11 protein-coding genes are annotated in these 14,482 nt (G+C 72.6%); 7 read left to right on the top strand and 4 right to left on the bottom strand.

Annotated features, from left to right (window positions below; translation table 11 throughout):
* Positions 1-19: 19 nt before the first annotated feature.
* Positions 20-952, top strand: coding sequence for an alpha/beta hydrolase (locus HCC30_RS09810; RefSeq protein ID WP_169442034.1), 933 nt, complete (start codon positions 20-22; stop codon positions 950-952).
* Between the two features lie 157 nt (positions 953-1,109).
* Positions 1,110-1,256 (top strand): hypothetical protein, encoded by a 147-nt coding sequence (locus HCC30_RS09815; RefSeq protein ID WP_169442035.1) that lies wholly within the window; start codon positions 1,110-1,112, stop codon positions 1,254-1,256.
* 53 nt (positions 1,257-1,309) lie between these two features.
* On the opposite strand, the gene HCC30_RS09820 is transcribed toward HCC30_RS09815, so the two are convergent.
* Positions 1,310-1,792, bottom strand: a complete 483-nt coding sequence (locus HCC30_RS09820; protein ID WP_169442036.1) for a hypothetical protein — start codon at positions 1,790-1,792, stop codon at positions 1,310-1,312.
* Positions 1,793-1,908: 116 nt separating this feature from the next.
* On the opposite strand from HCC30_RS09820, the gene HCC30_RS09825 reads away from it, so the two are divergent.
* Complete coding sequence (locus tag HCC30_RS09825; RefSeq protein WP_169442037.1) at positions 1,909-3,117, top strand: SLC13 family permease; 1,209 nt, start codon at positions 1,909-1,911, stop codon at positions 3,115-3,117.
* Positions 3,118-3,291: 174 nt separating this feature from the next.
* Positions 3,292-3,462 (top strand): hypothetical protein, encoded by a 171-nt coding sequence (locus HCC30_RS09830; RefSeq protein ID WP_169442038.1) that lies wholly within the window; start codon positions 3,292-3,294, stop codon positions 3,460-3,462.
* 413 nt (positions 3,463-3,875) lie between these two features.
* Here the strand turns inward: HCC30_RS09830 and HCC30_RS09835 are convergent, their stop codons facing one another.
* The 3 genes from HCC30_RS09835 to HCC30_RS09845 all read right to left on the bottom strand — a co-directional run bounded on the left by HCC30_RS09835 (position 3,876) and on the right by HCC30_RS09845 (position 11,119).
* Positions 3,876-5,339 carry a glutamate synthase subunit beta gene (locus HCC30_RS09835; RefSeq protein ID WP_169442039.1) on the bottom strand — a complete coding sequence of 488 codons (1,464 nt, stop codon included), beginning with the start codon at positions 5,337-5,339 and terminating at the stop codon, positions 3,876-3,878.
* The gene (gene gltB, locus HCC30_RS09840; RefSeq protein ID WP_240979452.1) at positions 5,332-9,981 is read right to left on the bottom strand and encodes a glutamate synthase large subunit; all 4,650 of its coding nucleotides are present in this window, start codon (positions 9,979-9,981) and stop codon (positions 5,332-5,334) included. Before gltB ends, HCC30_RS09835 begins: the two co-directional genes overlap by 8 nt.
* 370 nt (positions 9,982-10,351) lie before the next feature.
* A complete protein-coding gene (locus HCC30_RS09845; RefSeq protein ID WP_169442040.1) occupies positions 10,352-11,119 on the bottom strand; it encodes a VIT1/CCC1 transporter family protein in 768 nt (255 codons plus the stop codon).
* A gap of 380 nt (positions 11,120-11,499) precedes the next feature.
* Between HCC30_RS09845 and HCC30_RS28515 the strand changes: the two genes are divergently transcribed.
* From HCC30_RS28515 to HCC30_RS09860, 3 genes are read left to right on the top strand one after another with little or no spacing between them, the layout of a single operon-like run.
* On the top strand, positions 11,500-12,375 hold the full coding sequence (locus HCC30_RS28515; RefSeq protein ID WP_346776563.1) for a sugar ABC transporter permease: 876 nt from the start codon (positions 11,500-11,502) through the stop codon (positions 12,373-12,375).
* Positions 12,372-13,199 carry a carbohydrate ABC transporter permease gene (locus tag HCC30_RS09855; protein ID WP_169442041.1) on the top strand — a complete coding sequence of 276 codons (828 nt, stop codon included), beginning with the start codon at positions 12,372-12,374 and terminating at the stop codon, positions 13,197-13,199. The genes HCC30_RS28515 and HCC30_RS09855 overlap by 4 nt, the downstream gene beginning before the upstream one ends.
* A complete protein-coding gene (locus tag HCC30_RS09860) occupies positions 13,199-14,476 on the top strand; it encodes an extracellular solute-binding protein (RefSeq protein WP_169442042.1) in 1,278 nt (425 codons plus the stop codon). The genes HCC30_RS09855 and HCC30_RS09860 overlap by 1 nt, the downstream gene beginning before the upstream one ends.
* Positions 14,477-14,482: the final 6 nt, after the last annotated feature.

Genomic DNA, 14,482 nt, shown 5'->3' on the forward strand with positions numbered 1-14,482 from the left:
GCGTGTGAGGATCCCGGCGATGGACGCTACCGAGACCGAGATTGCCGGGCCCGCGGGGCCGATCGCCGTGGTGGACGGCCACGGGGACGGCCCGGACGTCGTGCTGTGCCACGGCGGCAACCGCACGCTGCTGGACTGGGAGCCGCTCCTCCCCCACCTGTCCGGGTTCCGCACGGTCGCCTACGACCTGCGGGGGCACGGGCGTTCGGCGAGCCCGGGCGACGGCGACTACAGCTGGGACGCCCATCTCGCCGACCTGGACGCGGTGATCGCCGCGACGGGCCTCGACTCCCCCTTCGTCGTGGGGCATTCGCTGGGCGGGATGCTCGCCGTGTGCCACGCGGCGCGGACCCCGTCCTGCCCCGGCGCCGTCGACCTCGACGGTTTCGGCGGCAGCCTCCCCGGCACGCACCCCGGGCTGTCCCCCGAGGAGACGGAGCGGCGGATGCGGCGGCAGGTCGCCGAACTGGCCGCCGCGCTCGGCCCGGACGTCGTCGACGAGGCGTACACCGCCACCCTCGACGCGCAGGCCGGGCAGCGGGCCACCGCGCTCGGCGTCGATCCGGAACGGGAACGCGCCACCGCCCGCCGCGCCCGCGAGCCGGTACCCGGCGGTGTCCGGCGCAAGCCCGCGCCCTCGGAGCAGCCCGCGCTGGTGGCGCCGCTGCTCGGGTGGAGCGTCTTCACCGAGCTGCGCGCCCTCGGCGGCCGCCCGGCGCTGCTGGTACGGGGCGCGAATCCGCCGCCGACGGAGCATCTGCCGGAGGAGTACCGCGAGTTGACCGAGTCGCTGCTCCTGGGCATCGGCCGCGAGTTCGCCGCGCTCCGCGCCGCGCGGGGCCCCGTCCGGACGGCCGAGGTCGCGGGCACAGGACACATGCTCCACCTCCAGGCCCCGGACACGGTGGGCCCGCTGGTCCGGGACTTCCTGCACGCGGCGTGGGAGAGCTGAGGGCCCGGACGGCTCCGGGCTGCGGCCGGGCCGGTACGGAGCGAGAATCGTCGGTACCGCGGATGTGCGGCTCATTCCGTCCGACGCCGCTGCCGTACGGCCCGGCCTGCCGTTCCGGGCCGTCTCTTCGGCGTCACCGCCAGGGAGTTGACGAGCGTTGAGCAGTGTGACGAGCGCAGCCGAGCAGCCCTCCCCCGAGGAGCAGCGGTCCGGCCCCCTCCCGGACGCGCCGGTGCCGCGTCTGCCGGGCGCCGAGGGCGAGGAGGATCCGGCCGAGCGGCACATCTGCCGCGGCATCGACTGACCGGACACGCGCGTGTCCCCGCGCCGTGCATGGGCGCGGGGACACGGAAGCGGTCAGCCCTTGAGGACCTTGCCGGTGGCGGCGTCGACCAGGGACCGGTCGCCGAGCTTCCGGTCCAGCTTGACCTTCACCTTGTCGGTGATCAGCTGCCCGGTGCAGGCGCCGACCCCGTCCTCCTTCTTCGCCCAGCCCGCGACGACCACGAGGTCGCCCGACTCCCGCACGTGCGCCCCGAAGTCCTTGTCGCAGGCGCTGTGTCCGACGGTCACGGTGACGGCCTCGGCGTCCTTGTCACCGGCGGGACGTGCGCCCTGCGCCGGCAGCATGGACGTGTCCCGCTTCTTCAGCGGCTTCGCCTCGGGCCAGTCCTGAGCGAGCTGTTCCGCGCGCTTCTCGAACGGCGTCCGCGGCTTGTCGTCCGTGCTGACGGTCTGGCCGCCGCCGCCCGCGCATCCGGACGCGGTCAGTGCCACAGCAGCGAGCAGCGTGGTGGTGAGGGCGAGCGGCGCCCTCCGGCGGATGTTCTCTCGTCGCATGATCTGCCTCCCAGCGTCGCCCCTGGGACGGAGGCACCCGCGAACCGGTTCCCGCCCGTTCCCGGCGGGCCGTACCGGGCCCGGCGGACCTGAACGCATGTGCGAACCTGTCGGGCGTGCACGTCCTCACGCGTCTGCGTCCCCTCGACCGGCTGGCCGCCGGACTGCTCGCGTGCGGGCTGCTCTGCGTCGGCGCCGGGCTGCTGCCCGCCGCTGCCGCCTCCGCCGCCGTGACCCGCATCGCACCGCTGCTGGTGTTCCTGGGATCGGTGATCGTGCTGGCCGAACTCACCGGCCGCGCCGGGGTGTTCGACGCCGTGGCGACGGCCGTGGCCCGGCTGGGCCGGGGCCGGTACGGGCTGCTGTTCGTGCTGTGCGTCGCGTTCGCTTCCGTGACGACGGCGGCGCTGAACCTGGACACCACGGCGGTGCTGCTCACCCCCGTCATGCTGTCGCTCGCCGACCGGGTGGGCCTGCCGCAGCTCCCGCTGGCGATGACGACGGTGTGGCTGGCGAACACCGCGAGCCTGCTGCTCCCGGTGTCGAACCTGACGAACCTGCTGGCCGCCGACCGGCTCGGCCTCGCACCCCGCGAGATGGCGGCCCTGATGGCGGCGCCCCAGCTGGCGGCGGTCGCGGCGACGGCGCTGTGCCTGTGGTTCTTCTCCTGGCGCCCGGGCGCGAAGGCCCTGCGCGATGCGCGCCCGCCGCGGTACGTGCCGCCCGCGCGGCCGCGGCCCGCCGACCCGGTGCTGTTCCGGGTGTGCGCGGCCGCGTGCGCGGGCTTCCTGGTGGCGACGCTGGTGGCCGACGTCCCGCTGTGGGCGGCCTCGTCGGGGGCCGCGCTGCTCGTGCTGGCGGTGTTCGCGGTGCGCGACCCGGCACCGCTGCGGCCCTCGCTGGTGCCGTGGCGACTGCTGGTGCTCGTACCGGGCCTGCTGCTGGTCGTGGAAACGGTGAACGCGGCCGGTCTGCACGGGCTGCTGGCCGCCGTCCTGGACACCGGCGGGGCCTCCCCCGGACTGTCCGAGCTGCTGCGGACGGCGGGCACCGGCGCGGTGCTGTCGAACGCGCTGAACAACCTGCCGGTCTACCTGGCGGGCGAGGCGGCCCTGCCCGCCGGGGCGCACGAGCAGCTGGCGGCGCTGCTGATCGGCACGAACGCGGGCCCGCTCGTCGCGCCCTGGGCCTCGCTGGCGACGCTGCTGTGGTGGGAGCGCTGCCGCCGGCACGGGACGACGGTGCGGCCGCTGCGCTTCGTCCTCACCGGCCTCGTCACGGCCGTCGCGGCCACCACGGCGGCGACCGTCGTTCTCGCACTGTGAGACAAACGGTCACCCCTGCGGCGACCTCCCGTGCCGAGTTTGTCCTCCGCCACTTGGATGACCTGCGCAGATGTGCTGCACCCCGTGCCGATCTTCCGTGGAGTGCTGCGCCCTGCCGGTGTACCCGGCAAGAATCCTCGTGGAAGTACGTACCCACAAGGGAGTTGACACGAGATGAGCCCCATGGCAGCGGCGCCCGATCACCCGGCCCAGGACGCGGACCGGTTCTTCGGCCGGTACCTCGGCCCGTTCACCGACGTCGCGGGCGCACCCCTGGTGCTGGCGGGCACGGACGACGAGGACGGCGCCGAGCCCGAGCCGCACATCTGGCGCTCGATCGACTGACCCGGCCGCCCCGCGCCGCGGGCACGGCCCGACCACGGCACCCGCACCACCGCACCAGCACCATGGCATCCCTGCTCCACCGCATCACCGCACACGGCACGAGCGGCACGGCAGCACCACCGCTGGACCGCACCGAAGCACCGAGCAACGAGCACGACGAGAGAGACCCGGTCCGCCCCGGTACCCCGGCGGCCGAGCGCCCTCTCCCCAGGCCGCCCCCGGCGCCCGCCGCAGCGCGCACACCCCGCGCGCCGGTGCCCGCATCTCACCGCTCCCGCGCGCGAGGCCGCGCGCGGCGGAGCACCGCGCTTCCCGCGTCACCGCCGGCTCACCACCGGCGCGTACACGACACGGCGCCCGCCCTCCGGCGGACCGAAGTCACCGGAGGGCGGGCGCCGTTGTGTGCCTGCGGGTCAGACCGTCAGCGCACGGTCCGTGGGCCGGACCGGCGCGGGCAGGGCGCTGTTCACGCCCGTCAGGTACCGGTCGACGCCCTTGGCGGCCGAGCGGCCCTCGGCGATGGCCCAGACGATGAGCGACTGGCCGCGCCCGGCGTCACCGGCGACGAAGACGCCGTCGACGTCGGTCATGTAGTCCGCGTCCCGGGCGACGTTGCCGCGCTCGTCGAGGCCGAAGGCGAACTGCTCGACGAGACCGTTGGTCTTGTCGATGCCGGTGAAGCCCATGGCCAGGGTGACCAGCTGCGCCGGGATCTTCCGCTCGGTGCCGGGCTTCGGCTCCGGGCGGCCGCCGGACATGTCCACCTCGACGAGGTGCAGCCACTGGACGTTGCCGTCCTCGTCGCCCTCGAAGTGGGTGGTGTTGACGGAGTAGACCCGCTCGCCGCCCTCCTCGTGCGCGGAGGTGACCTTGTACAGCATCGGGAAGGTCGGCCAGGGCTGGTTGGCGTTCCGCTCCTCGCCCGGCTTGGGCATGATCTCCAGCTGGGTGACGGAGGCGGCGCCCTGGCGGTGCGCGGTGCCGACGCAGTCCGCGCCGGTGTCACCGCCGCCGATGACGACGACGTGCTTGCCCTCGGCGGAGATCGGGGAGACCGTCAGGTCGCCCTCCTGCACCTTGTTGGCGAGCGGCAGGTACTCCATCGCGAAGTGGATGCCGTTCAGCTCGCGGCCGGGGACGGGCAGGTCGCGGGAGGTGGTGGAGCCGGCGGCCACGACGACGGCGTCGTAGCGCTTGCGCAGCTTCTTCGCGTCGATGTCCCGGCCGATCTCCACCTCGGTGCGGAACTTGGTGCCCTCCGCGCGCATCTGCTCGATGCGGCGGTTGATGTGCCGCTTCTCCATCTTGAACTCGGGGATGCCGTACCGGAGGAGCCCGCCGATCCGGTCCGCGCGCTCGTAGACGGCGACGGTGTGCCCGGCGCGGGTCAGCTGCTGGGCGGCCGCGAGACCGGCCGGGCCCGAGCCGATGACGGCGACGGTCTTGCCGGAGAGGCGCTCGGGCGGCTGCGGGGTGACGTCGCCGCTGTCCCACGCCTTGTCGATGATCGAGACCTCGACGTTCTTGATCGTCACCGGCGGCTGGTTGATGCCGAGCACGCAGGCCGACTCGCACGGCGCGGGGCATAGCCGGCCGGTGAACTCGGGGAAGTTGTTCGTCGCGTGCAGGCGCTCGCTGGCGGCGGTCCAGTCGTTGCGGTACGCGTAGTCGTTCCACTCGGGGATGAGGTTCCCGAGCGGGCAGCCGTTGTGGCAGAACGGGATGCCGCAGTCCATGCAGCGGCTCGCCTGCTTGCTGATGATGGGCAGCAGGGAGCCCGGCTTGTAGACCTCGTTCCAGTCCTGGACACGCTCCTCGACGGGGCGGGTCTCGGCGACCTCGCGGTCGGTGGTCAGGAAGCCCTTGGGGTCAGCCATTGATCGCCGCCTCCATCATCTTCTCGTGGGTCTCGGACTCGGAGAGTCCGGCTCGCTCGGCGGCGTCCTTGGCGGCGAGCACGGCCTTGAAGGTGGCCGGCAGGACCTTCTTGAAGCGGGCCACCGCGGTGTCCCAGTCGGCGAGGAGCTTCTCGGCCACGGTGGACCCGGTCTCCTCCAGGTGGCGGCGCACCACGTCGTGCAGCCACCCCTTGTCCTCGTCGTCGAGCTCCTCGACGGCGTCCCGGACGCCGGTGTTGACGTCGGCCGGGTCGAGGTCGATGACGTACGCGACGCCGCCGGACATGCCGGCGCCGAAGTTGCGTCCCGTCTCGCCCAGGACGACGGCGTGGCCGCCGGTCATGTACTCGCAGCCGTGGTCGCCGACGCCCTCGGAGACCACCGTCGCGCCGGAGTTGCGGACGCAGAACCGCTCGCCGACCCGGCCGCGGAGGAACATCTCGCCGCCGGTGGCGCCGTAGGCGAGGGTGTTGCCCGCGATGGTCGAGTACTCGGCGAGGTGGTCGGCGCCGCGGTCCGGGCGGACGACGATGCGGCCGCCGGAGAGGCCCTTGCCGACGTAGTCGTTGGCGTCGCCCTCCAGGCGGAGGGTGACCCCGCGCGGCACGAAGGCGCCGAACGACTGGCCGGCGGAGCCGGTGAAGGTGAGGTCGATGGTGTCGTCGGGCAGGCCCGCGCCGCCGAACTTCTTCGTCACCTCGTGGCCGAGCATGGTGCCGACGGTGCGGTTGATGTTCCGGATCGCGATCCGGCCGCGGACCGGCTGGGCGGCCTCGGCCGAGTCGGCGTTCAGCGCGTCGGCGGAGAGCTTGATCAGCTCGTTGTCGAGCGCCTTGGCCAGGCCGTGGTCCTGCTCGGCGATCTGGTAGCGCACCGCGCCCTCGGGGAGGTCCGGGACGTGCAGCAGCGGCTCCAGGTCCAGGCCCTGCGCCTTCCAGTGGTCCACGGCGCGGGAGGTGTCGAGGAGTTCGGCGTGGCCGATGGCCTCGTCGAGGCTGCGGAAGCCGAGCTCGGCGAGCAGCTCGCGGACCTCCTCGGCGATGAACTCGAAGAAGTTCACGACGAATTCGGCCTTGCCGCTGTACCGCTCGCGCAGCACCGGGTTCTGGGTGGCGATGCCGACCGGGCAGGTGTCCAGGTGGCAGACGCGCATCATGACGCAGCCGGAGACGACCAGCGGCGCGGTGGCGAAGCCGTACTCCTCGGCGCCGAGCAGCGCGGCGATGAGGACGTCGCGGCCGGTCTTCAGCTGGCCGTCGGTCTGCACGACGATGCGGTCGCGCAGACCGTTGAGCAGCAGCGTCTGCTGGGTCTCGGCGAGGCCGAGCTCCCAGGGGCCGCCCGCGTGCTTGAGCGAGGTCAGCGGGGAGGCGCCGGTGCCGCCGTCGTGGCCCGAGACGAGGACGACGTCGGCGTGCGCCTTGGAGACACCGGCGGCGACGGTGCCGACGCCGACCTCGGAGACCAGCTTGACGTGAATGCGCGCCTGCGGGTTGGCGTTCTTCAGGTCGTGGATGAGCTGGGCGAGGTCCTCGATCGAGTAGATGTCGTGGTGCGGCGGCGGCGAGATGAGGCCGACGCCCGGCGTCGAGTGCCGGGTCTTGGCGACCCACGGGTAGACCTTGTGGCCGGGCAGCTGGCCGCCCTCGCCGGGCTTGGCGCCCTGGGCCATCTTGATCTGGATGTCGTCGGAGTTGACGAGGTACTCGCTGGTGACGCCGAAGCGGCCGGAGGCGACCTGCTTGATGCTGGAGCGCCGCGCCGGGTCGTAGAGCCGCTCCGGGTCCTCGCCGCCCTCACCGGTGTTGGACTTGGCGCCCAGCTGGTTCATGGCGATGGCGAGGGTCTCGTGCGCCTCCTGCGAGATGGAGCCGTAGCTCATCGCGCCGGTGGAGAACCGCTTGACGATCTCGCTGACGGGCTCGACCTCGTCGATCGGGACGGCCGGACGGTCGCCCTTGAGCTGGAAGAGGCCGCGCAGCGTCATCAGCCGCTCGGACTGCTCGTCGACGCGCTGCGTGTACTGCTTGAAGATGTCGTAGCGGCGCGAGCGGGTGGAGTGCTGGAGCCGGAAGACGGTGTCCGGGTCGAACAGGTGCGGCTCGCCCTCGCGGCGCCACTGGTACTCGCCGCCGATGTCCAGGTCCCGGTGCGCGGACGCGATGCCGGTGGCCGGGTACGCCTTGGCGTGCCGGGCGGCGACCTCCTTGGCGACGACGTCGAGACCGGCGCCGCCGATCTTCGTGGTCGTGCCGTGGAAGTAGGTGTCGACGAAGGACTCCTCCAGGCCGACTGCCTCGAAGACCTGCGCGCCCCGGTAGGAGGCGACGGTGGAGATGCCCATCTTGGACATCACCTTCAGCACGCCCTTGCCGAGGGCGTATATGAGGTTCCGGATCGCCTTTTCGGGCTCCAGGTCGCCGGGCAGGAAGGTGCCCGCGCGGACGAGGTCCTCGACGGACTCCATGGCCAGGTACGGGTTGACCGCGGCGGCGCCGTAGCCGATGAGCAGCGCGACGTGGTGCACCTCGCGGACGTCACCGGCCTCGATGAGCAGGCCGACCTGGGTCCGCTGCTTGGTGCGGATCAGGTGGTGGTGCACGGCGGAGGTGAGCAGCAGCGAGGGGATCGGCGCGTGCTCGGCGTCGGAGTGCCGGTCGGAGAGGACCAGCAGCCGGGCGCCGGCCGCTATCGCGGCGTCGGCCTCGTCGCAGATCTCCTTGATCCGGTCGGCCAGGCCCCTGCCGCCGTCGTGGACGCGGTAGAGGCCGGAGAGCGTCGCGGACTGGAATCCGGGCAGGTCGCCGTCGGCGTTGACGTGGATGAGCTTGGCCAGCTCGTCGTTGTCGATGACCGGGAAGGGCAGGGTCACGCTGCGGCAGGACGCGGCGGTGGGCTCCAGGATGTTGCCCTGCGGGCCGAGCGAGGAGTGCAGCGAGGTGACGAGCTCCTCGCGGATGGAGTCCAGCGGCGGGTTCGTGACCTGCGCGAACAGCTGGGTGAAGTAGTCGAAGATCAGCCGCGGCCGGTCGGAGAGCGCGGCGATCGGCGAGTCCGTGCCCATCGAACCGATCGGCTCCGCGCCGGTGTTGGCCATCGGCGCGAGGAGGACGCGCAGTTCCTCCTCGGTGTAGCCGAAGGTCTGCTGGCGGCGGGTGACCGAGGCGTGGGTGTGCACGACGTGCTCGCGCTCGGGCAGGTCGGCGAGTTCGATCAGCCCGCTCTCCAGCCACTCCCCGTAGGGGTGTTCGGCGGCGAGCCCGGTCTTGATCTCCTCGTCCTCGATGATCCGGTGCTCGGCGGTGTCGACGAGGAACATCCGGCCCGGCTGGAGGCGGCCCTTGCGGACGACCCGGGCCGGGTCGATGTCGAGGACGCCGACCTCGGAGCCGAGGACGACGAGGCCGTCGTCGGTGACCCAGTACCGGCCCGGACGCAGGCCGTTGCGGTCGAGAACGGCGCCGACCTGGGTGCCGTCGGTGAAGGTGACGCAGGCGGGCCCGTCCCAGGGCTCCATCATCGTCGAGTGGTACTGGTAGAACGCCCGGCGGGCGGGGTCCATGGAGTTCTTGGACTGGGGGCTCTCCCAGGCTTCCGGGACCATCATCAGCACCGAGTGCGGCAGCGAACGTCCGCTGAGGTGCAGCAGCTCCAGGACCTCGTCGAAGGACGCGGAGTCGGAGGCGCCCGGGGTGCACAGCGGGAAGATCCGCTCCAGCGAGCTGTCACCGGCGTCCGCACCGAAGAGCGCGGAGGACAGCTGGGACTCGCGGGCCCGCATCCAATTCCGGTTGCCCTGAACGGTGTTGATCTCGCCGTTGTGCGCGACGAAGCGGTACGGGTGGGCGAGCGGCCAGCTCGGGAAGGTGTTGGTGGAGAAGCGGGAGTGGACCAGGGCGATCGCGCTGGCGAAGCGGCGGTCGGACAGGTCGGGGAAGAACGGCTCCAGCTGGCCGGTGGTGAGCATGCCCTTGTAGACGATGGTCCGCGCGGACAGCGAGGGGAAGTAGACCCCGGCCTCCCGCTCGGCGCGCTTGCGCAGCACGAACGCGGGCCGGTCGAGCGCGATCCCGGAACGGGCGGCGTCACCGTCCGCGACGCTGTGCCGGTCCGCAACGCTCTGCTGGTCCGCAACGCTGTGCCGGTCCGCAACGAAAAGCTGCCGGAAGGACGGCATGGTCTCGCGGGCGCCCGCGCCGAGCAGCTGCGGGGCGACGGGGACCTCGCGCCAGCCGAGTACGGTCAGGCCCTCCTCGGCCGCGATCGTCTCGATCTGTGAGACGGCCTCGGCGGCCGCCGCCTCGTCCGCCGGGAGAAAGGCGATACCGGCGGCGTAGGAGCCCGCCTCGGGGAGCGCGAAGGGGACGTTCTCGCGCAGGAAGGCGTCCGGAATCTGACACAGGATGCCGGCGCCGTCGCCGGTGTCCGGGTCGGAGCCGGTGGCGCCGCGGTGCTCGAGGTTGCGGAGAACGGTCAGCGCCCGGTCGACCAGCTCGTGGCTGGCCTCGCCGGTGAGCGTCGCCACGAAGCCGACGCCGCAGGCGTCATGTTCGTACCGGGGGTCGTACATCCCCTGCTTGGCTGGGTGGGCCGCCAATTCCGCCATTTTCGCTGCACGCATCGGCTCTCCCGTCGTCGTCATGGCAAGTAGCAAGTACAGGTGCCGAGGGACGACGTTGGCCCTCGCAGGAAAAGTGCTGTGGGAGGTTACATGATGGCCCGGTTCCCGAAAAGCGGATGACAGATTCCAGCATGCGGACGCCACATGCGGCTGCGATACGAAGGGAAGGGGCGCTCAGAACCCAGGATTGTGCAGGCCAGCGCGGGCGTCGTTGCTCGCGGGCCTCCCGGCTTCTGCCCACCGTTGAACAAACTGAAACCGTTGAGTAACAGCGAGATGCCGCGTCGCGGCGAGATGCTGCGTGGACCTGGACTACCTGCGAGATCGGGGCGGAAACCGCCGGACGGAAGGGACGGGGCTCACCGCGAGCTCATCCCACTGCCACTCCGAACATTGTCCCCAGTCCGTACGTCACCGCAGCCGCAGCGCCGCCGAGCAGCAGCTGCCGCAGCCCGCTGAACCACCAGGAACGCGCCGTCACCCGGGCGACGACCACGCCGCAGACGAACAGTCCCAGCAGCGCGAGCACGACGGCGGGCCACAGCGCACTGGCACCGAGCAGGTACGGCAGTACGGGAATGATGGCGCCCAGCGAGAACGAAAGGAAGGAGGAAACCGCGGCTACTGTCGGTGACGGCAGGTCTGCCGGGTCCACCCCCAGCTCCTCGCGCGCGTGGATCTCCAGCGCCTGTTCCGGGTCCCGGTGCAGCTGACGGGCCACTTCGGCGGCCAGTTCGGGCTCGACGCCGCGGGCCGTGTAGACCTCGGCCAGCTCCCGCAGTTCGTCCTCCGGATGACGGCGCAACTCCCGCCGCTCGACCTCCAGTTCGGCCTCGACGAGCTCGCGCTGCGAGGCGACGGAGGTGTACTCGCCCGCCGCCATGGAGAAGGCACCGGCGGCGAGGCCGGCCAGCCCGGAGATGACGATGGTCTGCGAGGAGGCGTTGCTGCCCGCGACACCCGTCATCAGGCCGAGGTTCGAGACCAGGCCGTCCATCGCGCCGAAGACGGCGGGGCGCAGCCAGCCGCCGTTGACGTCGCGGTGCGAGTGGTCGGCGTGCGGGGCGGCGTCCTGCGCCGGCCCGGCGGCCGCCGTCTCCTCCGCACCCGTGTGACCCCTGGTCTCCGTGGACGACATCTCGGCGTACGCTCCCCTCTTCGGTGCTGCGGTGCCGGACCTCCGGCACCCCGGCATCTTCGAAAGTACGCGCGGGACAACCCTCCCCGCCAGCAAGGAAGGCCGTACTTACCCGCCCTCGAACGGCCCCCGAGGGCCCGTCCGCTGACGCGCCGGACGGTGACCGTTGACGGCGGCGCACCGCCCGGGCACCATCCTGTCCACCCGTGCCCGGCCGGCCCTCCCCGGACGTCCGCACGGGCGGCGGCCCGCCGCCGGGGAACGCCAACGGACAACGGCGAAGGGGCCATTGTGGGGCCGACGTGGTGACGACGGGCGAACGGCCCGCCCCCCGGGCACCCCGCCGCCGGCCGGGCCCGCCGCGATCGCCCGGCCCCCGCGTGCTCGGCCCGGGCCGCGGCACCTGGTTCCTGCTGCTGCCCGCGCTGCTGCCGATCCTGGTCCTGAGCGTCGGCCCGCTGCTGTACGGGATGGCGCTGGCGTTCACCGACGCGCAGTCCGGGCGCACCGAGCCGACGGAGTTCACCGGCCTCGCCAACTTCGCCGACCTGCGGCACGACCGGCTGTTCTGGAACTCCTTCCGGATCGGCCTGGTGTGGGCGCTCTCCGTGACGGTCCTTCAGTTCGCGCTGGCACTCGGGCTGGCGCTGCTGCTGAACCAGGACCTGCGGCCGCGGCGGCTGACGATGACGCTGACACTCGTCCCGTGGGCCGTGCCCGAGGTGGTCATCGGCATCATGTGGCGCCTCGTCTACCACCAGGACGCGGGCATCCTCAACGCCGTGCTGCGCGATCTGCGGCTGCTGGACGACAACGTCAACTGGCTGGCGGAGATGTCGCTCGCGCTCCCCGCCGTCGTGGCCGTCGGTGTCTGGGCCGGGCTGCCGCAGACCAGCGTCGTCCTGCTGGCCGGACTCCAGAACATCCCCCGTGACCTGCACGAGTCCGCCGCGCTCGACGGCGCCGGGGCCTGGCGCCGGTTCACCGCGGTGACCTGGCCCGCGCTGCGCCCCGTCGCCCTCGCCGTCACCGCGCTCAACTTCATCTGGAACATCAACGCGTTCAGCCTGGTGTACGTCCTCACCCAGGGCGGCCCCGGCGGCTCGACCCGGCTGCCGATGCTCTTCGCGTACGAAGAGGCGTTCCGCTACGGCCAGTTCGGGTACGCGGCCGCCATGGGGCTGGTGCTGGTCGCCGTGATGGCCGTGCTGCTGACGGTCTTCCTGCACCGCCGGCTGAAGGGGGACGAGGAGTGAACCGGGCCGCCCGGGCCGCCCAGTATGCAGCGCTGGCCTGCTATCTGGTCTTTCTCGCCTTCCCCCTGTTCTGGCTGCTCGGCACCGCGTTCAAGCCGCCGCAGGAGCTGGGCGCGGCCGACCCCGCGTGGCTGCCCGAGCGGCCGACGCTGGACAACTTCCGGGCCGCGTTCGCCCAACAGCCGCTGCTGCGCTCGGCGTTGAACAGCCTGCTCGTCGCGTCCTCGGCCGCGTCACTCTCGGTGCTGCTCGCGGTGCCCGCGGCCTACGCGCTGGCCCGCCGCCGCTCCCTCACCGGGCGGCTCGCGACGGGCTGGATCCTGGTCAGCCAGATGTTCCCGTTCGTCCTCGTCGTCCTCCCGCTGTTCCTGCTGCTGAGACAGGTCCGGATGATCGACTCCCCCGCCGGGCTGGTCCTGGTCTACGTGGTGTGGAACCTGCCCTTCGCGCTGTGGATGCTGCGGGGCTACGTCACGGCCGTGCCCGTCGCGCTGGAGGAGGCGGCGGCCACCGACGGCTGCGGGCGGCTGCGGACCCTGGTCAGCGTGGTGCTGCCGCTGCTGGCTCCGGGCGTGGTGGCGACGGTGATGTTCTCCTTCATCACCGCCTGGAACGAATTCTTCTTCGCCCTGGTGCTGCTCAAGTCCCCGTCCCGGCAGACGATGTCCGTCGTCCTCACCCGCTTCCTCGGCGACGAGGGCGCCGCCGACCTCGGCCCCCTCGCCGCCGCCGCGCTGCTGGCCACGCTGCCCAGCCTGGTGTTCTTCGCGCTGCTCCAGCGCCGCCTGGTCACCGGCGCGCTGGCCGGGGCGGTGAAGGGCTGATGCGCCGCCGCCGCTTCCTCGGCGCCGCCCTCGCCGCCGGCGTCACCGGCGGCTGCGCGGACGGGGGCGACGGCCGGACGCTGGACTTCCTCAGTCTCGCCTGGCAGCGCGAGACCGTCGCCGTCACCCGGGCCCTGGTCGCCGCCTGGAACCGGGAGAACCCGCACCGCCGCGTGCGCTACGTCCAGGGCAGCTGGGACACCGTGCACGACCAGCTGCTGACCTCCTTCGAGGGCGGCGAGGCCCCCGACGTCATCCACGACGAGGCCGCCGACCTCACCGACTTCGCGCACGGCGGCTACCTCACCGACCTCACCGGCCTGCTCCCCGCCCCGCTCCGCCGCCAGATCCCCGAGGCCACCTGGGACATGACCCGCATCGCCGGCGGCATCCACGGCGTCCCGCTGCTCCAGGAGCCGCGCGTCCTGATCGCCAACCGGGAGCTGCTGGAGCGCGGCGGCGTCCGCGTCCCGGACGTCCAACACCCTTGGAGCTGGGAGGAGTTCGAGGACGCGGCGAAGGAGCTCACCCGGGCCGGGACGTACGGCGTCGCCTGGTCGATGAACGAGCCGGTGAACCAGTCCGTCAACCTCGCCCTCACCACCGGCGGACGCGTCCTGCGGCGGGAGGACGGCCGCGCCGTCGTCCGCTTCGGCCCCGAGGAGAGCCGGGTGCCGGAGCTGATCCGGCGCCAGGTGAACACCGACCGCACGGCCCCGCGCGGCGGCCTGTCCATGGGCGGTGCCGAGACGCTGCCCGGCTTCTTCGCCGGCCGGTACGCGCTGCTCCCGCTCAACTTCTCCTTCCGCCGGCAGGTACGGCAGCAGGCCCCGGACGGCTTCGGCTGGCTGACGCTCCCGCTGCCCTCCGGCGACCCGGCGGCCGGCGGCGGGCCGGAGCAGGGCGTCAGCCCGCAGACGCTGTCCGTCGCCCGGGACACCGCGCACCCGCGGACCGCCGTGGACTTCATCGCGTATCTGGCCGCCCCGGACCGGATGGCCCGCCTGGCGCGGGCCGACCGGCTGCTGCCGACGTCACGCGCCGCCCTCCGCGACCCCGGGCTCGCCACGGAAGGGGACGGCGGGCGCACGGGCCTCGCGCTCGCGGCACACCTGCGGGCCTCCCCCGTACTCGGCGTGCGCGGCTACCCGGAGTGGTCGGACAAGGCGGCGACGCCCGCCTTGCAGCAGTACTACGGCGGCGCGATCGGCCTGCGTGAGCTGCGCGAACGCCTCGTCACCGACGGCAACCGCATCCTGGCCCGCTACCGACGCTGACGGGCC

The organism is Streptomyces sp. HNM0574 (assembly GCF_012726235.1).
In the GTDB taxonomy this organism is placed as follows: Bacteria; Actinomycetota; Actinomycetes; order Streptomycetales; family Streptomycetaceae; genus Streptomyces.

Bases quoted from the DNA above. Each gene is read 5' to 3' on its own strand.
- HCC30_RS09860 (WP_169442042.1), top strand. From the start codon at position 13,199: ATGCGCCGCCGCCGCTTCCTCGGCGCCGCCCTCGCCGCCGGCGTCACC.
- HCC30_RS09820 (WP_169442036.1), bottom strand. From the start codon at position 1,792: ATGCGACGAGAGAACATCCGCCGGAGGGCGCCGCTCGCCCTCACCACC.
- HCC30_RS09845 (WP_169442040.1), bottom strand. From the start codon at position 11,119: ATGTCGTCCACGGAGACCAGGGGTCACACGGGTGCGGAGGAGACGGCG.
- gltB (WP_240979452.1), bottom strand. From the start codon at position 9,981: ATGCGTGCAGCGAAAATGGCGGAATTGGCGGCCCACCCAGCCAAGCAG.
- HCC30_RS09835 (WP_169442039.1), bottom strand. From the start codon at position 5,339: ATGGCTGACCCCAAGGGCTTCCTGACCACCGACCGCGAGGTCGCCGAG.
- HCC30_RS09830 (WP_169442038.1), top strand. From the start codon at position 3,292: ATGAGCCCCATGGCAGCGGCGCCCGATCACCCGGCCCAGGACGCGGAC.
- HCC30_RS09810 (WP_169442034.1), top strand. From the start codon at position 20: ATGGACGCTACCGAGACCGAGATTGCCGGGCCCGCGGGGCCGATCGCC.